Below are 23,523 nucleotides of genomic sequence, written 5' to 3'. Positions count from 1 at the left end.
ATGCCGTAGTGTCGTTTATTTCTCACGACCAACAAACGCCACAACAACTTTGTCATTGCCAAGCGAACGAGAGAACACGTACGCGCCTTCTTGTTCAATCACTTGATGCTGACCCGCACCAATCGCTGGGTGCGCTTTACGGAACTGACCAAGTGTTTGCCAATGTTTTAGCAATGCTTGCTTCTCATCTGACAGTTTCCATACCATGTCAGAGCGTGTGCCTTGATGGAAATCGTCTGCGTAAGGACCAATGTTACGACCCACTTCGTCACCGTAATAAACCTGAACAGCTCCTGGGCTCAAAAGTAGTGCATTCGCGGCATTACGCTGCATGCCATAATCTTTGAAACGAGAGAAGAACAACTCGGTATCGTGAGAAGACATATAACTCACTGGGTTGAAGTCTTTCTCATTTGCGATAGTATCTGCGTAACTTTGGTAGGTGTCTGCCATTTGGCTGAAACACGCCGCGCCTTTGTCTAACTTCTTCTGCATGTCGAAGTTAATCAAGGCGTCAAAGCCATCGTCAAAGTAAGGGCTGCGATAAGCGGTATGTCCCCATACTTCACCCATCATCCAGAATGGCTGACCTGACTTACCGTTCTCTTTACGCCACTGCTCAAGACTGCTTGAAGCCTCTTCTTTCAAGTGTTTCCACACATCACCTTCAACGTGCTTCACCGTATCGACACGGTAACCATCAATACCAAAGCGTTTCACCCAATCAGTTTGCCACTCAATCAAGTAATCGGAAACGGTGTAATTGTCACGCGCTTCTACGCGAGTGCCTGGGTTATCCAATAGCCATTGCGCAGGCTTCACGGCGTTGTCTGATTCGGTGATAAAGTCAGGTAAACCCGCCAATGACATGGTGATATCGCTGCTGCCCGGTGCAGGGTAGCCCGGTAAACCTGTTCTTACCCAATCACCGCCCCACCATTTCGCCCAGTTTGGACTCTGGTAATCAATATTCTGGTGGTAGCTATGCCAATTTTCACCCGCTTTTGGTTGCCAGTCGCCCCACTTTTTCGGTAAATCAGCGTTTGGTTTTAACACCTCAATGCCGTCAAATTGCAAATCGGCTAACGTTGAGTAACCGGTGTGGTTGATTACTGCGTCCATCAAGACTTTAAGGCCACGTTTGTGCGCCTCTTCCACCAACTTTTTAAGATCAGCTTCGTTACCGAAGTTTTCATCAATCTTGGTAAAGTCACGTGTCCAGTAGCCGTGGTAAGCGTAGAATGGGAATGAGCCGCTATCGCCGCCGCCCACAAAACCATGCACTTGCTCAACGATTGGCGACAACCAAATCGCATCGGTACCTAGGCTCTTGATGTAATCCAGTTTCTCAATCACGCCTTTTAGGTCACCGCCGTGGAAGGTACCAATCTCTTCTTTGCCGTCTTTCTTGCGCCCATAGCTGTTGTCATTTCTCGTATCGGCATTATTGAAACGGTCGACCATCACGAAGTAAATGTTGGCATTGCGATAATCAAACAGTACTGCTTCTTTGGTTTTCTTCACTGGCTCTAGTAGCACCAACCCGCCTGAATCTTTGCTTGGCGTCAGCGATACTTGCTGATCTTTTACTTCGACCATTTGCCCAGAGTAAGCATCACGCAACTTGGTGCCATCTGGGAAACTGTCACCTAACGCGATGGTGACTTCGCCGCCTTGGTAAACCTCACATTGCACTTGTGGGATTGGGCGTTTGAATTCTGTCTTGGCAGCTTTCTTAGGCTCTCGCTTGAAGCGCAGTGTTTTGGCTTCCGCATCAAAAGCAAAAGAGTAATCGCCGGTAAAGCGGATTTTTAACGGCAGTTCTGTTGGTTTTCCACAGTTCAGCGCGATAGGTTTGTTGAATTTGACCTTCTGATCATCAGGCGCCACACAGTCGCCTTCAACACCCGTGATTTTGAGCGTATAGCCATCTTTGGTTAATGGCACAACCAAAGGCTGCTCTGCACTTAAAGGAAAGTCACGGCTGTTGGTCGTGGTAGAAATGGTGATGTTTGGCTCGGCGATGGCACTTGCCGATGCAAGCAATAAGGTAGTCGTAATCAGGTTCAGTTTCATCGTTCAGTCCATTGGTTGCGCATAGGCGCAGTATTCGTGTTGTAGTTTTATTCACACTAATAGTAAATGGATGAAAAACTGAGCACATCATTCTGAAAGGCTACGCCCTAAAGCTTGTGACGCTTCACATTTTGCTTTTATTGGGGCGTAGTTCTATTTATGAGCAGGATAAAAGGGAGTTTAAAGCTGAACGCTACCAAGGTTGCGCATTTGTCTCATCGCCCAATTGACGCGGCTGATGGTGTAAGAAGTCTGAGGATAGACTTTGATGCGATACGGATTTGGTAACACCACTGCAAGCCTTGCTGCTTGGCGTGTTGACAGTTGTTTAGCAGGAATACCAAAGTAGTTTTGCGCAGCGGCTTCCGCGCCATAAATACCTGGACCAAACTCCACCACATTCAAATACACTTCGAGAATGCGTTCTTTACTCCACATCGCTTCCATCAACAGAGCAAAATAAAGCTCATACGCTTTGCGCACATAAGAGTGTGAAGGAAAGAGAAACACATTCTTCGCGGTTTGTTGCGTAATCGTGCTCGCACCACGCGAAGGGCCATTTTCTCCGGCTTGAGAAATCACTTTAAATAAAGAATCAAAATCCACACCGTAATGGGTCGGGAACGTTTGATCTTCTGTCGCGATCACGGCCAATTGAATGTGCTTAGAAATATCATTCAAAGGCACCCACTCATTTTGACTGTCTTCAGGGAATCCCTCAGGAGGAGAAATCATGCGGCTGATCTTCCATCCCCAAATTGGTGGATCGACGTATTTCACTATGCCAACGAGCATCACTGGTAAAAGCAAAAGCACCAATAAGATATTGAACAGAAGGGATTTAATCTTTCTCAAAGTCCGACCTAGCCTGATTTCATAAAACAACATGGTGCAAGTATAGAGTATGGAGTCTGTTTACCGTTAGTGAAAAAACGGTCAAAAAAAGCCCGATTTACATTGTAAAGCGGGCTTGATGTTTATCAGGTTCTTTGGCTATTTGAGTTATGTGCGTAAACTCAGCTTACTTTGCCAATTTGTAGAATACGGTTGATAGTGGCGGTAAACGCAGCTCAAGAGACTGAGGTAGCGACTCGCTTTCTACTTCTTCTGTTTCTACGCTGGCCAGCACTTCAAAATCGCTGCCATCGTATTTCACATCATCAGTATTCAACAGAAGCTCATATTTGCCTTCCATTGGAACACCCAAACGGAAACGCTCATGCGGAACTGGAGTGAAGTTACTGATCACCAATACACGCTCGCCTTTTTGGCTGATACGCTCGTGCGCCAAAATGCTGGAATCAGCTTCATCTTGCAGACGCCATTCAAAACCAGCAGGCACGCAATCTTGGTCGTGCATCGCCGCTTCGTTTCGGTATAAGTGGTTTAAGTCACGAATCAGCGCTTGTACACCTTGGTGGCGACCAAACTCAAGTAAGAACCATTGCAACTGATCGTCGTGGTTCCATTCAGCCGTCTGGCCTAACTCAGCGCCCATGAAGTTGAGTTTCTTACCTGGCTGCGCATACATGTAGCCGTAGTACGCACGTAGGTTTGCAGTTTGCTGCCACTCATCACCCGGCATCTTGTTGTGAATAGAACCTTTGCCGTACACCACTTCATCATGAGATAGCGACAATACGTAGTTCTCACTATGTGCATAAACAAGCGGGAATGTGATGGTATTGTGGTGGTATTTGCGGTGAACAGGGTCTTCTTGAATGTACGATAGACTGTCGTGCATCCAGCCCATGTTCCACTTAAAGCCAAAGCCTAAACCGCCCATAAACGTCGGAGCAGACACACCCGGGAATGCGGTCGATTCTTCTGCAATCGTCATCGCATTCGGGAAGTGCTTGTACACCTCTTCGTTCATCCACTTCAAGGTTGCGATCGCATCGTAGTTCTCATTACCACCGTCGACGTTCGGGATCCACTGATCGTGGCTGCGTGAGTAGTCTAGGTAGAGCATTGAAGCGACAGCATCAACACGAATACCATCAATATGGAATTGCTCGAACCAGTACAGTGCGTTAGACACAAGGAAGCGACGAACATGTTCACGACCTAAATCGTAAATGTATGAGTTCCAATCTTGGTGCCAACCACGACGAGGATCTGGATCGTGGAACAGTGGCGTACCGTCGAAGTTCGCTAAGCCATGATCGTCCGACGGGAAGTGAGCAGGCACCCAATCCAGTACCACGCCCAAGCCAGCTTGGTGACACGCATCAACGAAGAACTTGAAATCATCCGGAGAGCCGTAACGACTAGTCGGCGCAAACAAGCCAACAGGTTGATAACCCCAAGAGCCAAAGAACGGATGTTCAGAAACTGGCATCAGTTCAACGTGGGTGTAGCCCATGTCAACAAGGTAAGGTACTAACTCAGTGGCCAGTTCACGGTAGTTTAGGAAATCACCGTCCGCATTGCGCTTCCAAGAACCAGCATGGAGTTCGTAGAAGGATAAAGCCTCATCACGTTTTTGCGTGACCGTTCGGTTTTGCCATTTGGTGTCTTGCCATTGGTAACGATTATGATCGTACGTAATCGATGCGAAAGACGGGTATTGCTCTGAGAAGAAACCCCAAGGGTCTTGTTTGTGAGGAAGCCCTTCCCCATTTGGTCCTTTGAGCTCAAATTTGTATTGTACGCCCTCTTCCAAATCAGGAATGAACAAGCCCCAAATGCCGTAATCAAGGCGTTGCATCGGATGACGGCGGCCATCCCACTGGTTGAAACTGCCAACTAGGCTAATGGCGGATGCATGAGGTGCGTAAACAAGGAATCGAACGCCCGAGATATTTTTACCATCTCGCTCCATCGTCACGAAATGTGAGCCCATGTAGTGGTACATGTCTTTTGGCGTATGCAGGTGCTCATATTCTTGATAAATATTGTGATATTGGTAAGGGTCGTCGACAAGCTGTTCAACACCATCCCAATTCACCGCTAATTGGTAGTGTGTTAAGTGCAAATCGCGCACTTCTTCTAGGACAAAAATGCTGTCACCATCGCGCTTTAATTCCACACGTGGTTCGCCTTCGACAACCAGTTCAACTTTGTCTGCACCTGGCATCCAGACTCTTAATGAACCTTCTTCGTCATTCGCAAAAGGACCCAGTGTAGCAAACGGGTCTGAGTAAGCCGCCTCAGCCAATAGTTCGTATGCGCGTTTGTGGTTTTTCTTTACCTTAGTTTTCAAATCTTTCTCCCTAGCACCGATATTCTCCTAGTGGTTTTTGAATATCGGATTTCCTCAGCCAAACGTTGCGAATTCACAAAAATATAAAACCGCTCACTTTATCCATTCAATGAATAAAGTGGCATCAAAAAACAAAAATGCCCGCTATTGTTGCGGGCATAATAACGGTACTCCATCCTAACGGATCGTACCGATTTAATGAGTGACCTAGGCTGTACTTTCGTACCTCTACGCAATTAAATTCACGATTTCCTACATCACTCAATACTCATTATTTGCCTACTTTCGCACGCACTTCAGTGAGACGTTTCGAAATGCGGTTTACTTCTTCGCGGCTAAAGATTTCATCAAGGTTCATCGACAGCTTACGACGCCAGTTTGGATACTCATCTACCGTGCCAGGAATGTTAACTGGTTGATCCATCTCTAACCAGTCTTCAAGCTGAACACTCAGTAATGCAGAATCACCCGCAGCAACGTGCAATTGAAGCGCTTCACTCAAGTACGTGTCCATTGGAACGTATTGAGCATCATGGCCAATACCTTCTGGCAAGTAACCATGCCAACGAACACTGTCTAGAATGCCTTGTTTACACTTCAAACGATCCTCAAATAGACCTTCTAATTGTTGCTCGTCTGGGTAAAGACCAATCTCACGCCCCATCTTTAAGTCATCGCAATGCCAGAAACCACGGAGGGTTGGCATGTCGTGTGTACACAATGCCGACATCGACTGTTCAGCGTAATGCTTCGGAGAAATGAAGCCGCCATCGTCTTTTGATGTTTCGAAGAAGAACACTTTGTATGAGTGAACGCCTGCGTCACGTAGGATATCGACAATTTCATCTGGCACGGTACCCAAGTCTTCACCGATAACTGAACACTGATGACGGTGAGATTCAAGAGCTAGGATTGCCAGCATGTCTTCAACTGGGTAGTAAAGGTAAGCACCTTCTGTCGCTTTCTCACCTTTTGGAATCCACCATAGACGAAGTAGACCAAGAACGTGGTCAATACGCAGTGCACCACAGTGCTTCATGTTGGCACGTAATAGCTTGATGTACGCATCGTAACCAGTTGCTTCTAGCACTTGTGGGTTTAGCGGTGGTAGACCCCAGTTTTGACCTAGAGGACCAAGAATATCTGGCGGCGCGCCGATACTTGCATCTAGAACTAGGTTGCCTTCATCAGCCCACGTTTCACTACCTGAATCCGCAACGCCTACAGCGAGATCTCGGTAAAGACCAACGGTCATACCTTTTTCTTCAGCCAGTGCTTGCGCTTCTTTGATTTGATCGTCAGCGATCCACTGTAGGTACATGTACAGGTGAACACGCTCTTGATTATCTTTGATGTACTTCTGAGTCGCCGCCGAGTCAAATGTACGGTATTTCTCAGGGAATACAGGCCAACCCCACACGCTTGAATCTTCCGCGTGCAATTCACCATGCAAAGCATCAAATGCCGTTTGGTGAAGTAGGCTGTCACCGCCAAGCTCTACAAACTCTAGGAATGCACGAGCACGGTCAGTGTTCTTGTCTAAGTGACGCGCTTTAAACTCACTAAATAGTAGCGGTAACACGCTCATCTTCAGCTCAGACACTTCGGTGTAATTCACCCAATGTGATTCACGTGCTTTTTGCAGACGTTGCTGGAATTCAGCGCTGCCAACACGTTGCTGTGCTTCTGCACTTAGTGCGAACTCAGGCACAGAGCTTACGTCGATGTACATGATGTTCAACCAACGACGAGAAGACGGGCTGTATGGGCTCGCACCTTCTGGGTTCGCTGGGAACAATGAGTGAATCGGGTTCAAACCAATGAAGTCACCGCCACGAGATGCGATGTCACTCACCAACTGCTTCAGATCACCGAAGTCACCGATACCCCAGTTGTGCTGAGTACGCAGTGTGTAAAGCTGGATGCTTGGGCCCCATAGCTTTTTGTGTTGGTTTAGGTCTTCTTGTTTGAAACACGCTTTAGGTGTGATGATCAGCGACATTTCGTAAGGCGTTTTGCGACGCTTACGGCTAATGATCAGTTTGTGGTAACCCCATGCCAAGTTCTTTGGCAATGCAAACACTAGAGGGCCACCCTCAGCTCGTTCATCACGAACAATTTGCGACTGAAGATAGCCTTCAAGTACCTCTCCTTGTTCTGTTTCTAAACGCCAGCTAAATTCGCTCTCGCGAGCACTCGTACCTAGGTTTAGTTCCACTTCGACTGGTTCGCCGTCGCGTAAAACAAGAACAGGGGCTAGTACGTCTTTCTTATGTTTTTTCTCAGCAGAAGCCAATAGCTTCTCATCGCTGCTAGTATCGTAGCCAAGTGAAGTGAGCAAGCGGCGCAGTGTTTCTTCAGAAACTTTTGCCTCGTCTCCCCACGCGCTGACGTAGCTATCAGCTAATCGCGCCATGTCTGCGACTTTCTTTAGTGCTGTTTGTTCTTTCATCGCTTTCTCCGAAGGTAATACCAACACCTTCCATGTAGGGTTTTATTGTTATCAATAACTAATCTTTGAAAATGACCAAAGGTAGCGCTCGGCTACCTTGGTCTTATACCCAAGTGACCTCAAGATGCACAGTTCAGAGCGTTGTCATTGATTCGAGTTCAAGGAAAGCAACGCCGCGGAATAGCAGCCTCTTTCCAAGTTGTTTGACACCGAAATCGGGTCAATGACACGCTCACAGAGGGCGAGTTGCCTTGTCTTACATGCTTCGTTAACAATTTTTGATATAGAACCACTATATCTTCAAATCGTTGCCTTGCCTGAAAACCAAGTCAATCTCACTGAACAAAGCATCCTGGGGTTACTTGGGTATCACTATTAGCGTTTTACCGTCTCAAGTTTCCAGATGTTGTTCACGTAGTCGCGGATAGAGCGGTCTGATGTGAACTTACCAACTAGGGCGGTGTTAAGAATGGCTTTCTTAGCCCAACCCGCTTGGTCTTTGTATTGTTTGCCCATGTCTTCATGCGCTTTCACATAAGATGCAAAGTCAGCAAGACATAGGTATGGGTCACCGCCATCTAGTAGGCTATCAAATGTCGCACGCAACAGACCTGGTTGACCTGGCGTAAACTCTTCGCCTGTTAGTAGGTCTAGAGACGCTTTCAGTAAGTGGTCAGCATTGTAGTAATCGTAAGGGTTGTAGCCAGCTGCTTTCACCGCTTTCACGCCTTCAACATCAAGACCGAAGATGTAGATGTTCTCGTCGCCCACTTCTTCACGAATCTCAACGTTAGCACCATCCATCGTACCGATAGTTAGGGCACCGTTAAGAGCCATCTTCATGTTACCTGTACCAGATGCTTCTTTACCCGCTAGCGAGATTTGTTGTGAAACGTCTGCCGCAGGGATGATGATCTCAGCCATGCTCACGCGGTAGTCAGGGATGAATACCACTTTCAGTTTGTTACCGATGCGAGGATCGTTGTTGATCTTCTCTGCAACCTTGTTCACTGCGAACATAATTTCTTTCGCTAGGTGGTAACCCGGTGCTGCTTTTGCTGCGAAGAAACATACACGTGGCTCACACTCGAAACCTGGTTCGTTCAGGATACGGTGGTATAGAGACAGAATGTGTAGCAGATCTAAGTGCTGACGCTTGTACTCGTGTAGACGCTTGATTTGAACGTCGAAGATAGCGTTAGTATCTAGCTCGATACCCATGTTATCTAGAACCCAATCAGCAAGACGCTGTTTGTTTTCTTTCTTAACAGCCATGAATTCTTTTTGGAATTTCGCGTCTGTTGCGTATTTAGCAATGCCTTCTAGCTGCTCTAGTTTCGCAGGCCATTCTGGACCTACTTTCTCAGTGATTAGCTTAGAAAGACCTGGGTTACAGAACTTCAACCAACGACGAGGAGTGATACCGTTCGTTACGTTGTGTAGACGAGTTGGGTACATCTCGTGGAACTCTGGGAATAGGTCTTTCTTAACCAATTCAGAGTGAAGTGCTGCTACGCCGTTCACCGCGTAAGAACCGATGACACATAGGTTAGCCATGCGAACCATGCGGTTGAAACCTTCTTGGATGATAGAAAGCTTCGCTTGCTTCTCACCGTCACCAGGCCACATCTTACGAACTTCTTGTAGGAAGCGGTGGTTGATTTCAAAAATGATTTCCATGTGACGTGGAAGTAGACGCTGGATTAGCGACTCTGGCCATGTCTCTAGTGCTTCTGGAAGTAGCGTGTGGTTGGTGTACGCAAATGTCTTAGAACTGATTTCCCAAGCCGCTTCCCAAGTAAGACCTTTTTCATCCATTAGAATGCGCATTAACTCAGGGATAGCAATTGTTGGGTGCGTATCGTTAAGCTGTATAGTCTCTTGCTTCGGTAGATCCGCTAGAGAGTAGCCTGCAGCTTCGTGGCGACGTAGGATGTCGCGTACAGACGCTGCTGAGTGGAAGTACTGTTGCATTAGACGCAGTGTTTTACCTTTCTCGTGGTTATCGTTCGGGTAAAGCACTTTAGTGATGTTACCTGCGTCGATCAGCGCGTGCTGAGCTTCGAAGTAATCACCGTTGTTAAAGCTTGCTAGTGAGAATGGTGCGATAGCCTGACATTCCCAAAGACGTAGAGGGTAAACCGTGTCTGATTCGTAACCGACGATAGGTAGATCCCAAGGCATTGCTTTTACAGACATGCCAGGAAACCATTTACGAACTTCTTTACCGTTCTCGTTTACCACTTCAACGTGACCGTAGAAACCGATTTCTTGCGCAAGCTCTGGACGAGCCACTTCCCAAGGGTAACCTTCTACACCGCGCCATGCGTCTGGTGCTTCTTGTTGACGGCCGTCTTTGAACGACTGCTTAAATAGACCGTATTCGTAGTGCAGGCCGTAACCTACAGTAGGGAATTCTTGCGCCGCACATGAATCCATGAAACATGCTGCTAGACGACCTAGACCACCATTACCCAATGATGGGTCGCGTTCTTCTTCTAGAAGGTCAGTTAAGTTGTGACCTAGTTCAGCCATTGCTTCAGTGATCTCTTCGTAAAGACCCATGCTGATTAGGTTGTTACCCGTTAAACGACCGATTAGAAATTCTAGAGAAAGGTAGTTAACGCTTTTCGCATTCTTGATGCGAGGATCTTCTTCTGTAGCAAGCAAATCACAAGTCGTGAATTCTGCCAGTGCGCGACCCATTGCTAGGTACCATGCACGGCTATCTGCATTTTCAATCGTGTGTGCATAAGTTACAGATAGATGCTTCTTCACACTCTCTTGGAACGACTTCTTGTCAAATTGTTTTTGTTGAGTTGGTTTCATTAAGAAATTCTCACGTCATTTAGTAATTCATCTGCCATACATCCTGCATTTCCCTCTGTGAATAAACATCCTCCTGTTTCTCCTCCTTCGTGGGAGGAGGGGGTAGGGCGTAGAGGGAGTACCATTGAAAAGTTAGTGATCCAAATCGCAACACAGCTCTCTCTCGTCCTGTTCTTAGTGATTCGGATCACAACCAATCTTGAGAAAGATTAAAATTTGTTCATGACGGTTTTTATGACCCCTTCCCACTCCAATGTAAAAAGTGTCTAATCGATCACATTACGTCTTTTAACATCGATAATTTTTTCGTAATAGATGTGCAACTCAAACTACATGAAATCAATACCAGCGACGTTTAAGTGACCAGAATCACAAATACAGGGCGTAGTTGACGGCATTTTCATCAACTCTCGAGAATTAGGAAGTGGATCAAAGTAAGAGGCATTTCTGATGTCGTACCATCCCAAACGACTCACAAGCCTGTACACTTTTCATACAAACTAAAATTTTTAGTGGTGTGGGTCAGTTTTCTAGTTTCGCTAGCTCAAAAAACAAGGACAGAATCAATAATGTGGATTCCATCTAAACTTACTCGTCCGGGTCGCTTGCATAATGCTATCGTCCGTCCACGAGTATTGGACTTACTACAACAAGCGCCTTACTACAAATTAGTACTATTCCGCTCGCCTGCTGGTTACGGGAAAACCACCATGGCGGCTCAGTGGCTGTCAGATAAACCCAATGTCGGTTGGTATAGCATTGACGATAGCGATAACGATGGCTTTCGTTTCGTTAACTATCTACTGCAAGCCTTAAATAAAGCCACCAACTACAACTGCTCTAATGCTCAAAAACTGGCGGAGAAACGTCAGTTCTCTTCGTTGCGCTCTCTATTCAGCGAAGTTTTCGCCGAAATGGCGGATTTTCAGCATGAGTGCTATGTCGTTTTAGACGATTACCATTTGATCACCAACGACGAAATTCATGAGTCAATGCGCTTCTTCTTAAAGCACATGCCTGACAACCTAACCGTGGTTGTGACAAGCCGTGCGGCACCACCTTTGGGTACGGCTAACTTACGCGTACGCGATTTAATGATCGAAATTGGCAACGAAATGTTGGCATTCGATACAGAGGAAACCACACGTTTCTTCAACCAACGTATTGCCGATGGCATTGATGAAGACATGGCAAACAATCTACGTACTTATGTGGAAGGTTGGCCATCCGCGTTGCAATTGATCGCGCTGCAAGCACAACATCAAAACCGCACACTGGCACAAACCGTCGAGTCGGTTTCCCAGTTTAATCATGCGCACCTATGGGATTACCTTGTCGAGGAAGTGTTTGATTTGCTTGATCACGAAACACGCCACTTCTTAATGCAAGTGTCGGTGCTGGACCATTTCAATGATGAGTTAGTTTTCGCACTCACACAGCGTGAAGACGCGCTAGGTATGATTGAATCTCTGAACCGTTATGGTCTGTTCATCTATCCGCTGGAAGGTGAGCAAAACTGGTTCCGCTTCCACAATTTATTTGGCGAATTCCTTTCTCATGAACGTCTTGCTCGAATTCCACAACAAGAAAAAGACCTACATCGTAATGCCGCCGTTGCTTGGTTGAACCAGAAAGCACCGCATCAAGCCATTCATCATGCGCAGAAATCTCATGATACCGACTTGATCGTCGAAATCTTAAATGAATTTGGTTGGAAGATGTTTAACCAAGGTGAGTTAACCACCTTAGAATCGGCGATCAACAAACTGGACAAAGAGTTACTCTTCAGCCATCCAAAACTGTCGATGCTAAGAGCATGGTTGGCACAAAGCCAACACCGTTACAATCAAGTGGGCGAGTTGCTGGCAGAAGCCGAAGAAGAACACACTAAGCGAAATATCGAGTTGGATTCTGGCTACCAAGGCCAAGCCCACGCCCTGCTCGCTCAAGTTGCGATCAACAGCAACCAACCAGAGCGTGCATTGGAACTAGCCGAACTGGCATTGAGTCAACTTGACCCTACCGTGTACCGCAGTCGCATCGTGGCGACATCGGTCGTCGGTGAAGTTAACCACGTATTGGGTAAGCTCGATCGTGCGTTGCCAATGATGCAGCAAACCGAAAAGCTGGCTCGCCAGTATCAGGTTTACCACCAAGCGTTGTGGGCAATCCTGCAGCAAAGCGAAATTATGATTGCGCAAGGTTACGTTCAAGCAGCATTTGAACTGCAAGACTCAGGCTTCCGTCTGATCGAAGACCAGCAGCTACAACACGTACCCCTTCATGAATTCTTGCTGCGTATTCGCGCTCAAGTATTGTGGTGTTGGAACCGTCTGGATGAAGCGGAAGAGTGTGCGTACAAAGGTCTGCAAATTCTGGAAAATCACTCACCAAGCAAGCACTTACATAGCTACTCAATGCTGGCACGTATTGCAATTGGCCGTGGTGAACTCGATAAAGCAGGAAAATTCATTGAGCACATCCAACACTTGATGAAACAGTCTACTTACCACGTAGATTGGACTGCGAACGCATCACTTTCTCTGATCTTGTTCTGGCAAGCGCGCGGTAACACAGAAGCGATTCAAGAATGGTTGAATACTGCCGTTCGCCCTGAATCCGCATGTAATCACTTCCAACAACTGCAATGGCGTAACATTGCTCGCGCTCATATCAACCTAGGCCAATATGATGAAGCACGTGAGGCACTGAACTTTTTGCAAAGTGAAGCTAGTCGTACGAATTTGGTGACGGATACAAACCGTAACTTGGTTGTAGAGGCTATCTTGGCAGCACGCCAAAAAGACGAAGACCAAGCGAAAGCGCTATTGAAAGAAGCCCTAGTTATGACGAACCAAACTGGCATGGTAGGTAACTTCCTTACTGATGGAGCCACCATTGGTGGTCTGTTAGAGAAGCTAAGTCTTCGTCACGAACTCGGTGACCTAGAACGTCATCGTGCTCAGCAATTGATGAAAGACATTTCATCAAACCAACGCAGTCGTTCTATTCACTTCGATGAAGACTTTATTGAGAAATTGGTGAATCACCCGAACGTACCGGAACTGGTTCGTACAAGTCCACTGACTCAACGCGAATGGCAAGTTCTTGGTCTAATCTACTCAGGCTTTAGCAACGAACAAATCGCGCAAGAGTTGGATGTCGCAGGCACAACGATTAAGACTCACATTCGTAACTTGTACCAAAAGCTCAACATTGCTAACCGTAAGGAAGCCATCGTAACAGCGGAAAATCTGTTGCAGTTGATGGGGTACTGATCGGACTGAATAAATTAGTGCTAGATACTAGGGTTGGCGTTATGCGTCAGCCCTTTTTATTGCTCATTAATCGTTGAAAAGTGCAAATTGCAAAGCACGTAGGAAACGTTGTACATATATACCCGAGTCATTCTCGCAGAATCAAGCATCTCAAGGTTATTTGGGTATACTACAGACAAAAAAATAGCCAACCGCAATTAAGGCGATTGGCTTATGTATGATGTGAACAATGTGTATTCACTAACAACGTCAGTTGGCTAGGTGACCCTCGGCTTAAGAAGGGTCGAAAAGAATTATGCATTAATCATGCCAATTTGAAAAGCTTTATTTTTGGGCACAAGATCTCATATCAGATCAGACCAGAACGGATAAATTTGCAATATGCAAAACCAAAACGCAAAACGCAGTTGCAATACGCAATCATACTTCATAAATGATAAATAAATCATCAAATGGCCAGATTCACGATATTTATTGTTTAGTTAGGATGATTTAGACAGTGTTGCGCCTTTTATATTTCCCCTCTTCACATTGCTAAATCTCGCTTATCGTTCTGTTTTATTTGTTCAAACTCGCGATAGAGTTTGTGTTTCTCCGATAAGCCATCATTTCGAACTCTTCCGAAACACTATTTCATACTTTTTTGACATCAATGTTTGTATACTCACTGCCATCAACATGACTTAGTACTTGAGAAATGAACTATCTAATCACCTACTTTAAAGGAATGGCCATGGGTGCAGCTGATGTTGTTCCTGGCGTATCAGGCGGCACCATTGCATTCATTACCGGCATTTACGACACACTGCTAGAAAGCATTCGACGTATTAACCCATCACTTTTCTCGATTTGGAAAAAAGATGGCTTCAAAGCCGCATTTAACCATATTAACGGCTTCTTCCTGATTTCATTGTTTGCGGGCATTTTCACTAGTATCGCAACACTGGCAAAACTGATCAGCTGGCTACTAGAAACCCACCCAATTCCAATCTGGTCTTTCTTCTTCGGCCTGATTTTGGTGTCGGTCTACCACATCATTCGCCAAGTAGAGAAACGCGATGCGATTCGCTTTGTTGCCCTCTTGATTGGTATTGGCTTTGCCTACAGCATCACGGTACTAAAACCACTTCACATGGAGCCAACTGCAATCAACACCATTCTTGCAGGTGCGATTGCGATTTGTGCAATGATCCTACCGGGCATCTCAGGCAGCTTTATTTTGCTGTTGATCGGCATGTACGCTCCTGTACTAGGCGCAGTGAAAGGGTTCCAAGTTGATATTCTTGCATTGTTCCTTGTTGGCTGTGTGGTCGGTCTATTGTCTTTCTCTCACCTGTTATCTTGGTTACTGCGCAAATTCCGCGATTTAACTTTGATGTTCCTAACAGGCTTGATGATCGGCACGCTACCGAAGATCTGGCCTTGGAAAGAGACGTTAACATGGCGTACAAACTCGAAAGGTGAACAAGTGCCATTGCTAGAGCAAAACCTGTCACCGTTTGAGTTTGAGCACATCACGTCTCAACCATCACAACTGGTGTTAGCCGTGATCATGATGCTAGCTGCCATTGCACTGGTACTTGGTTTAGAAAAGTTTGCGGATTCAAACAAATAAATCTGAACCACTATTCCATCATTTAAGAAGCGGAGCCATTGGCTCCGTTTTTTTATTTACGCTCTACAAACCAAGTCATTCTCGCTGAACCAAGCATCTCGAGGTTACTTGGGTATAGTGCACAATTTGTTGAAGTTACGAGTTTTCCTACATCCCATCTGTGCTAGGATGCAGACAATGTTAAGTGATAAATACTGAATCTTAATGAAAGTGTTACAAATCGCAGGGATAGCCGTTGCACTGGTTGCTGGCTTTTACGCGCCTACCCTGATCAAAAACTTCTCTTCAGCGCCCGAGCCTAAGTCGCTCGATGAATACTGTTTCCTCTCTACTGAATCTTGCATCCAACATGATGTTGCGATGACGCTTAGCGTCGATACTGCTCAACCTCTGATCCCCGCTCAACTCGAAGTCGAATGGCAAGACAGCGAAGCCGATCAGCTTGTATTAAGTTTGGTTGGTCGAGAAATGGAAATGGGCGAGCCAAAATTCATGCTGAAGAAAGTGGCGCCGGGTAAATTCGTGGGAGACGTGACATTGCCCGTTTGTACACAAGATTCGATGACGTGGGTTGGTGAGCTTTCCGACGGTAAAGACACCATCTACCCAGCCCTCAAAATGCAAAGATAAGGAATTGATATGAGCCGTAATTGGTCTCTTTTTCTCGTGGTTGCTTTTGTCCTCGGCTTTGGTACCAAAACGTATCTAGATGGACAAAAAGACGTAGAGAAAAAACAACAAGTCGCGACCGAACAAAGTGTTTTGTTCGGCGAAGGCGATAAACCTGTCGATATCTTCGATACCAGCGATGATCGCATTCGCATTGTTTACTTTGGCTTTACGCGTTGTCCAGACGTGTGTCCGACCTCATTAGCCATGCTAGCAGGCGCACTCAATCAAATCGACGATGCGCAAAAAGCACAGTTGCGCCCGATGTTTATCTCGCTTGATCCAGAGCGCGACGAAGCCGATGCATCCGCCAAATACGCGCACTACTTCCACCCTATGATTGAAGGCCTGTCAGCACCGTTGGATGTCACCACCCCACTTGCTCACAAGTACGGTGTTATCTTCCGTAAAACGGAACTCGAAGGTTCTGAGCTGAAATACACTCTCGACCACAGCTCATATTTCTATTTCTTGAAGCCCGACGGCACACTCATCACTAAAGTGCCACATACTTTAACGCCTGCGCCAATTGTCGAGGCGATAACCAAACTGACTGCAGAAGGAAAAACCAATGAAAGCTAAGCATGCAATCAAAACGTTAGCCCTCTCCGCCCTACTTCTAAGCCCTTTGGCACAAGCAAACCTCAATGTAATGCCACATGAGCCGTATGCACGAGCCATGGCGCCAGGTGCCGTAACAAGTGCTGTATTTGTTACCTTTGCTAACCGAAGCCAAGAAGACATCAATATCGTTGCAGCAGAAACACCAGCAGCAGGCAAAGTTGAGCTGCACGATGTGATTAAAGAAGGTGATGTGATGAAGATGCGTCAAGTAGATCACATCACACTAACAGCAAAAGAAACCACAGAGCTAAAACCGGGCAGCCTGCATATCATGCTGTTCGACCTTAAACAGCCGCTTAATGAAGGCGACGAAATCGAAGTCACCGTGACTTACGACAATGGTCAAAAGCAAAGCTTTACCGCACCGGTTAAAAAAGTCATGGCTGGAATGAAAAAGCACGAGCATCAGCATTAATTGTTGCTCGGCAAATCAGTTCAAAGCTCCTCCAACGTGAGGAGCTTTTTTATTCCTCTCTCTTCTCTGAGCAGCATTCACCAAGCTATCAATGCATAATTTTGTGTCCTAAATCAGAGCGAAACAGCCGCAGCTGAGATATAAACAAGGCTTTGCTGCCAAACGAGTTTCTCGCCATGTTAAAAGCCCTTTCTCGCGTCTTCAAAATGCTGACCCAAGTGAATCCAAATCTGGAACAAGATGTCGACACCGTGATACAAGCCATAGGCGGTTTGGATAACTTGGTCGAAACGGGCGCTTGCGCGACAAGGCTACGCCTAACGTTAAAAAGCACCGCTATCGTGAATCAAAAAGCATTGAAAGAACACGGGGCACACGGTGTGGTGATCATCGATGACCGACATATCCAAATCATCTACGGCGTAAAAGCCAACACCTATTCACAAGAGATGGAAGAACGTCGAATAAAACACATATAAAACGCAAAGGAGTTGTAAGATTCGAATCACAGCCGCTATACTCCGGCCGTTAACTCACCAACGAAGAGGAAATATGATGATTGTAATGAATAACACTAACTGGGCAGTGAAAGGGTAAACGTCCAACTTTTTCTCGTGGCTAAGCCACAGCACCTCCCTTCTTTGCCCGGTTTCCACCGGGGTCAGCTCTATGCGAATTAGACCCTCATACGATTTGTATTAAGGCGCTTTGTGGCGTCTGGGATAATTCAACAATGAATAAAACACATTCTTTTTGTGAAACACTACTTACTCAACCTAACCCGTTAAAGCTATTAGGTTGGAAACCGTTTTTTCAACAACAACTGACGTTAGACGATTATGAAGACACGCTCTTCGCACGAGTGATTGCTCACCATCGCAGTGGCTATGTCGTGGTAAGCGAGCAAGGTGAAACCCATTTGCCTATCCAAGCCTCACTACCCAGCATGACAGTGGGCGACTGGGTGATACTAAACCACCAACAGCAGTTTTCTCGTTTACTTGAACGCCGCAGCTTATTCAGTCGTAAAGCCGCAGGCAGCAAGGTTGCCGAGCAGCTTATCGCCGCAAATGTGGATACCGTATTTATCGTTTGTTCAGTCAACCACGACTTTAACCTCAGCCGCATTGAGCGTTATTTAACTTTGGTCAATGAAGCCGATGTTGAGCCCGTGATTGTGCTGACCAAAGCCGATTTATGTGACGATGTCGATGAACTAAAAACTCAGGTGCAAAGGCTCGATCCATTGCTAATGGTCGAAAGCGTAAATGGCCTAGATGAATCGAGCGTAAGCAAGTTAATGAGTTGGTGCGGCGAAGGGCAAACCGTTGCTTTTATTGGCTCATCTGGTGTGGGTAAATCCACTTTAGTGAACACGCTACTAGGCGAACAAGAACAAGAAACGGGTGGTATCCGTGAAGACGACAGCAAAGGTCGACACACTACCACTTCTCGCTCTATTCACTTGTTACCTTCTGGCGGCGTCTTAATGGACACGCCAGGAATGCGTGAGATCCAATTGACCGATTGCGAAGCTGGCGTTAGTGAGACCTTCTCTGATATCGAAGCATTAGCAGAGCAATGCCGATTTGGTGATTGTCAGCATCAAACAGAGCCAGGTTGCGCCGTTCAAGCTGCGATTGAAGATGGCACGTTGGAGATGCGCCGCTTTACTAACTACCTGAAGTTACTGCGCGAACAAGCCCATAACGGCGCGACACTTGCTAAGAAGCGAGCGCAAAGCAAGCAATTTGGAAAGATGGTACGTAATGTCGTCGGAGAAAAGCGAAAACGCCAACAAGGTTACTAAGTTGTAGTATTTAGGTAATCAATAGAACAAAGGAGGCTAACGCCTCCTTTTTTAATAACTTAATGAAAAACCATCATTCATATTTGGCGACACAAATCAACACAAAAGACCAATAATGGCAACATCAAGCAAACATTTAAACTAAGAACAAACTAAAACTAGACACAAAATATTACCAAGCTAAGATATGTGATATTCAGCAAGAATATGGCTGAATTTATAAAAACAGGATAATTGATAATCAGGACGTCTTAGCAACGCAATTCCAACCTTCAGCCCTTGTTTTACAAGGAACATTACGCCGTGTAATGACTGAATTTTGCGCGCTTGCTCAGACATCACATTGCAGGAATGATGTATGCAACACAACAGTCTCGTTGCCCGATATGCTCGCGGTAACCTCGTTCTCCAAATCCTCGTCGGTATCGTCTTTGGTATCTTACTAGCAACAATTTCTCCAAGCCATGCTCAAAGTGTTGGCATGATTGGTAGCCTTTTTGTTGGCGCACTAAAAGCCATTGCACCGATCTTGGTGTTCATTTTGGTCGCAGCGTCTATCGCGAACCAAAAGAAAAACCAACACACTTACATGCGCCCAATCGTGGTTCTTTACCTAGCGGGTACCTTCTTTGCAGCACTAACCGCGGTATTACTAAGTTTCCTTTTCCCGACCAATTTAACGCTAGTAACCGGTGCTGAAGGTGCAACGCCACCACAAGGTATCGCAGAAGTTCTACAAACCTTGTTGTTCAAACTGGTTGATAACCCAGTAAACGCATTAGTAGAAGCTAACTACATTGGTATTCTTGCTTGGGGTGTTGGTCTTGGTCTTGCGCTTCACCACGCATCAGCAACGACGAAAGCGGTATTCGAAGATCTAAGCCACAGTGTTTCTCACATTGTTCGCTTCATCATTCGTCTTGCTCCGTTCGGTATCTTTGGTCTAGTTGCATCAACGTTTGCAACAACAGGCTTTGGCGCACTAGCAAGCTACGCACATCTGCTAGCGGTACTGCTAGGTTCGATGATGATCATTGCGTTAGTGGTTAACCCAGCGATCGTATACTTCAAAACGAAAGAAAACCCGTACCCATTAGTGTTCCAATGTCTACGTGAAAGTGGCGTAACAGCATTCTTCACACGCTCAAGTGCTGCGAACATTCCAGTGAACATGAACCTATGTAAGAAGCTAGACCTAGACGAAGATACGTACTCTGTATCTATCCCGCTGGGCGCGACCATCAACATGGCAGGTGCAGCAATCACCATCACAACGCTAACGCTAGCAGCAGTACACACTATGGGCATCGAAGTTGATCTCATGACAGCAGTACTTCTAAGTATTGTTGCCGCAGTATCAGCGTGTGGCGCATCTGGTGTTGCTGGTGGTTCTCTACTACTGATTCCACTGGCGTGTGGTCTGTTTGGTATTTCAAACGACGTAGCAATGCAGGTTGTAGCAGTTGGTTTCATCATTGGTGTAATTCAAGACTCTGCTGAAACAGCGCTAAACAGCTCAACAGACGTTATCTTCACTGCCGCTGTTTGCAAATCAGAACAGCAAAAAACTCAGTAAGACTTATGCATCAGTAAGATTTACGCATCTTTGGTGTAGGAAATAGAAAGGGGAGCCAATGCGGCTCCCCTTTTTGTTTCCTGTTAAGGGTGACTTACAAACGAACCGTCTTCCCTGTTTGCATCGACTCTAACGCAGCATCCGCTAGCGTCAGAGCAATCTCGCCATCTATGCCAGAGCAGCATGGCGCTTCGCCTTTCAGTACTTCAACAAAGTGTTGCCATTCCGCCACGTAAGCACGCTCATAACGCTCTAAGAAGAAGTACTTCGGTGTTGCGCCTGTTTGCCCTGTTTCTGTACTGCGGCTGACTAGATTTTCGGTCAGATTCGCCACTTGCAGCGTACCTTTCTCGCCATGCACTTCGAGACGTTGATCGTACCCGTAACCAGAGCGACGACTGTTATGAATCGTCGCCATCGCGCCAGAAGGGAATGTAAGCGTCACCACACTGGTATCGATATCTCCCGCTTCACCGATAGCAGGATCTACCTTGCAACTGCCATGTGCAGTAACCGCGATTGGATCTTCCCCTAAGATAAACCGCGCCATGTCGAGATCGTGAATCGTCATATCACGGAACATACCACCGGACGATTTGCTGTATTGCGCTGGCGGTGGCGCAGGATCGCGAGACGTGATGATTACGCTTGCTGGTTCGCCAATTTGACCGTCATCCAACGCTTTCTTAAGACTCAGGAAATGCGGATCAAAGCGGCGATTGAAGCCTAATAAGAAAGGCACTTGATGCTGATTTACTACGCCCAAGCAATCACGTACTCGCCCCAAATCAAGGTCGATTGGCTTCTCACAAAAGATGGCTTTACCTGCTTTTGCTGCTCGCTCAATCAAATCCACATGAGTGTCGGTTGAAGAGCAAATGCACACCGCATGAACGTCGTCATCCGCCATCGCCTCTTCTACGGTTTGGCGTTTTGTCTGCGGATACTGCGCACAAAACTGATCCGCATAGACTTCATAAGGTTCGATAAGCGAATAAATCGTGGTTTCTGGTGAACGTTCGATATTGACCGCATGGACTTGACCAATTCGACCCGCTCCAAATAAAGCAATATTAAACATAGTAATTCCCTTCTGTGTCGCTTAATCGAATTGACGCTTCATGCCCGCCAACATATCTGTGGCTATGTCGTAGTAATCCCCTTCCCACAGTTGGTCATTGAGGAATTCACCAGAATAGAAGCCGTCGTAACCTGTTTGGCGAATCGCATCGACCCATTCTTTTAATGGCACCTCACCTTGCCCTAACAAGTAACCACGTAGAGCGCGCTCATCGGGCCAAGCCTCGCCCGGAGCAGGACGCTTACCGTCAGACAAGTGCACGTTGTAAATCAGCTCGGCATCGATATTTGCCACTTGCTCCAACGTTGCCCCGCGACATGCCCATAAGTGCCATGTATCCAGAACAAAACCAAAGTTGTCGCGGCCGACGGCGTCGTACAGGCGGAAGTAATCTTCCAACTTGGCGATTGGAGTCCAAGCCGCGCCTTCATATTGGAAACGGATGCCATAGCTCTTACCAATGTCGGTAATCTGGCGAATGTTCTGTGCCGTGAGTTCGATGTTTTGCTCTTTGGTTAAGCCATTTAATGCCTCAAAAGCATTGAGCTGGATGGTAGGTGCACCCACGGCTTGCGCAAAACGGCACAGCGTTTCTGAATCTTGGAACAGTTGACGTTGGCTGGCTTTATCTGTCACTTCAACTGCGCCAATGATGTCGATCGCCGTTGGGACAATGCCGAACTCATCCATGCGCTGTTTGAGTTGTTCAGCAGTGAAGCCAGCTTGAATATAACGCCAGAGTTTTTCGGTGTGGATTTCGAGCCCTTGGTAGCCAGTTTCTTTGGCAAGTCGGACATCAGATAGAATATTGCAGTGCAGAGAGCACATGCCATGTAGAGCAAAACGCATCAGATTTACCTCTTCTCATTGCCCTGTACATTGCAGGACATAAGCCGAATTCAGCTCGAGCAAACCCGCAGCACAACCGCTAAGTTGCACCTAATCAGTGGACAAAGGTATGAAAAAATCTGCGCGCTTTACTGCTTATTCGCTCGCAGGATCGCGTCCCTATTCGAGATTACTGAGCGATGAAATTACTTCACTTCTCGACAAATCAGACTCACCGCAATCGCCTGCGCCAAATACATGGAGCTGCTGAGCGAACGGAAGCCCATCAATTCGCCTTCTTGCACTTCAAAACAGACATCCATTTTGCTGCCATGAGGCGTCATTTGGTTATCGGTAATGCAGACAATCGGCACGTTCTTTTTGCAAGCATCATCAATCAGCTGGCTGGTTTCTTCCGCGTATGGATTGAAGGTGATAGCAAACAGAACGTCTTTATCGTTCATTCGTCGAGTTAACGGAGACAACATGCCACCGTGATCATCCAAGAGCACGACACTCTTGTCAGATTTCATGAGGGCGTACCAAAGATAGAAAGCCACTGGGTAAGCACGGCGAGTACCTTGAATGTAGATGGTTTCAGCACCATCCATCAGAGCCACTGCACGTTCCAATTTTTGAGGAGAGACCGACATTTGAAGCTGTTCTAATGCTTCAATGTTCGCGTGTCCGAAATCTTGGAAGATGGCTTGAGGCGAGTCATGCGGGACGTCCTCCATCTCACGAGCTTTACGAACGCGCTCTTTGTAATCTCTCGGGCGATTCAAATATTGATCGCGAAACAGTACTTGCATAGAAGTGAAGCCATCAAAGCCCATCGCATTAGAGAATCGACTCAAAGTCGACAGGGGGACGTTGGCTTGCTTGGCAATGGTCGCCATGGTTTCTACCGCCACCAGCATCGGCTGGTCGGTGACGAAATCCGCGACTTGCTGCAAACGCCCGCTCAAACTGTCGTAACGCTTTGCGATTAACTCTTTTAGTGTGTCTAAATCTGCAGGTGCTTTCACTTCAACATCCATAGTTATACTGCTCTCCTATCAATGA

The 23,523-nt window shown here is 46.5% G+C and carries 16 protein-coding genes; 8 read left to right on the top strand and 8 right to left on the bottom strand.

Going from position 1 to position 23,523, the window contains the following annotated elements; all coding sequences use genetic code 11:
- Positions 1 to 15: 15 nt before the first annotated feature.
- The 5 genes from C1S73_RS19605 to C1S73_RS19585 form a co-directional block, all read right to left on the bottom strand.
- Positions 16 to 2,076, bottom strand: a complete 2,061-nt coding sequence (locus tag C1S73_RS19605; RefSeq protein WP_038868975.1) for an alpha-amylase — start codon at positions 2,074 to 2,076, stop codon at positions 16 to 18.
- A 180-nt stretch (positions 2,077 to 2,256) separates the two neighbouring features.
- A complete protein-coding gene (mtgA, locus tag C1S73_RS19600) occupies positions 2,257 to 2,964 on the bottom strand; it encodes a monofunctional biosynthetic peptidoglycan transglycosylase (RefSeq protein WP_081634772.1) in 708 nt (235 codons plus the stop codon).
- Between the two features lie 133 nt (positions 2,965 to 3,097).
- Positions 3,098 to 5,302: a 1,4-alpha-glucan branching protein GlgB gene (gene glgB, locus C1S73_RS19595; protein WP_038868973.1), complete on the bottom strand. Its 2,205-nt coding sequence runs from the start codon at positions 5,300 to 5,302 to the stop codon at positions 3,098 to 3,100.
- 250 nt (positions 5,303 to 5,552) lie between these two features.
- Positions 5,553 to 7,733, bottom strand: a complete 2,181-nt coding sequence (malQ, locus tag C1S73_RS19590) for a 4-alpha-glucanotransferase (RefSeq protein ID WP_038868971.1) — start codon at positions 7,731 to 7,733, stop codon at positions 5,553 to 5,555.
- Positions 7,734 to 8,108: 375 nt separating this feature from the next.
- Complete coding sequence (locus tag C1S73_RS19585; RefSeq protein ID WP_038868969.1) at positions 8,109 to 10,562, bottom strand: glycogen/starch/alpha-glucan phosphorylase; 2,454 nt, start codon at positions 10,560 to 10,562, stop codon at positions 8,109 to 8,111.
- Between the two features lie 569 nt (positions 10,563 to 11,131).
- On the opposite strand from C1S73_RS19585, the gene malT reads away from it, so the two are divergent.
- The 8 genes from malT (at position 11,132) to sstT (ending at position 20,549) form a co-directional block, all read left to right on the top strand.
- Positions 11,132 to 13,840: an HTH-type transcriptional regulator MalT gene (gene malT / locus C1S73_RS19575; protein ID WP_038868966.1), complete on the top strand. Its 2,709-nt coding sequence runs from the start codon at positions 11,132 to 11,134 to the stop codon at positions 13,838 to 13,840.
- Between the two features lie 697 nt (positions 13,841 to 14,537).
- Complete coding sequence (locus C1S73_RS19570; protein ID WP_038868965.1) at positions 14,538 to 15,455, top strand: polyprenyl-phosphate transporter; 918 nt, start codon at positions 14,538 to 14,540, stop codon at positions 15,453 to 15,455.
- Between the two features lie 204 nt (positions 15,456 to 15,659).
- Positions 15,660 to 16,085: a hypothetical protein gene (locus C1S73_RS19565; protein WP_038868964.1), complete on the top strand. Its 426-nt coding sequence runs from the start codon at positions 15,660 to 15,662 to the stop codon at positions 16,083 to 16,085.
- Between the two features lie 9 nt (positions 16,086 to 16,094).
- On the top strand, positions 16,095 to 16,706 hold the full coding sequence (locus C1S73_RS19560) for an SCO family protein (RefSeq protein ID WP_009706507.1): 612 nt from the start codon (positions 16,095 to 16,097) through the stop codon (positions 16,704 to 16,706).
- The gene (locus tag C1S73_RS19555) at positions 16,696 to 17,163 is read left to right on the top strand and encodes a copper chaperone PCu(A)C (protein ID WP_038868962.1); all 468 of its coding nucleotides are present in this window, start codon (positions 16,696 to 16,698) and stop codon (positions 17,161 to 17,163) included. The genes C1S73_RS19560 and C1S73_RS19555 overlap by 11 nt, the downstream gene beginning before the upstream one ends.
- Before the next feature lie 176 nt (positions 17,164 to 17,339).
- Positions 17,340 to 17,642 carry a PTS sugar transporter subunit IIB gene (locus tag C1S73_RS19550; protein WP_038868960.1) on the top strand — a complete coding sequence of 101 codons (303 nt, stop codon included), beginning with the start codon at positions 17,340 to 17,342 and terminating at the stop codon, positions 17,640 to 17,642.
- Positions 17,643 to 17,896: 254 nt separating this feature from the next.
- Positions 17,897 to 18,973, top strand: coding sequence for a ribosome small subunit-dependent GTPase A (rsgA, locus tag C1S73_RS19545; protein WP_038868958.1), 1,077 nt, complete (start codon positions 17,897 to 17,899; stop codon positions 18,971 to 18,973).
- Between the two features lie 358 nt (positions 18,974 to 19,331).
- Positions 19,332 to 20,549, top strand: a complete 1,218-nt coding sequence (gene sstT / locus C1S73_RS19540) for a serine/threonine transporter SstT (RefSeq protein ID WP_038868957.1) — start codon at positions 19,332 to 19,334, stop codon at positions 20,547 to 20,549.
- Between the two features lie 94 nt (positions 20,550 to 20,643).
- On the opposite strand, the gene iolG is transcribed toward sstT, so the two are convergent.
- From iolG to C1S73_RS19525, 3 genes are all read right to left on the bottom strand, one after another.
- Positions 20,644 to 21,630, bottom strand: coding sequence for an inositol 2-dehydrogenase (iolG, locus tag C1S73_RS19535; protein ID WP_038868955.1), 987 nt, complete (start codon positions 21,628 to 21,630; stop codon positions 20,644 to 20,646).
- 21 nt (positions 21,631 to 21,651) lie between these two features.
- Entirely contained in the window at positions 21,652 to 22,479 is an 828-nt protein-coding gene (locus C1S73_RS19530; protein WP_038868953.1) for a sugar phosphate isomerase/epimerase family protein, read from the bottom strand.
- Positions 22,480 to 22,664: 185 nt separating this feature from the next.
- Complete coding sequence (locus C1S73_RS19525; protein WP_005437844.1) at positions 22,665 to 23,498, bottom strand: MurR/RpiR family transcriptional regulator; 834 nt, start codon at positions 23,496 to 23,498, stop codon at positions 22,665 to 22,667.
- Positions 23,499 to 23,523 lie beyond the last annotated feature (25 nt).

The sequence above is a fragment of the Vibrio jasicida 090810c genome, from assembly GCF_002887615.1.
Taxonomy (GTDB): Bacteria; Pseudomonadota; Gammaproteobacteria; order Enterobacterales; family Vibrionaceae; genus Vibrio; species Vibrio jasicida.
Note: the sequence above shows the minus strand (reverse complement) of the source record. Positions and strands in the feature narration are given on the sequence as shown.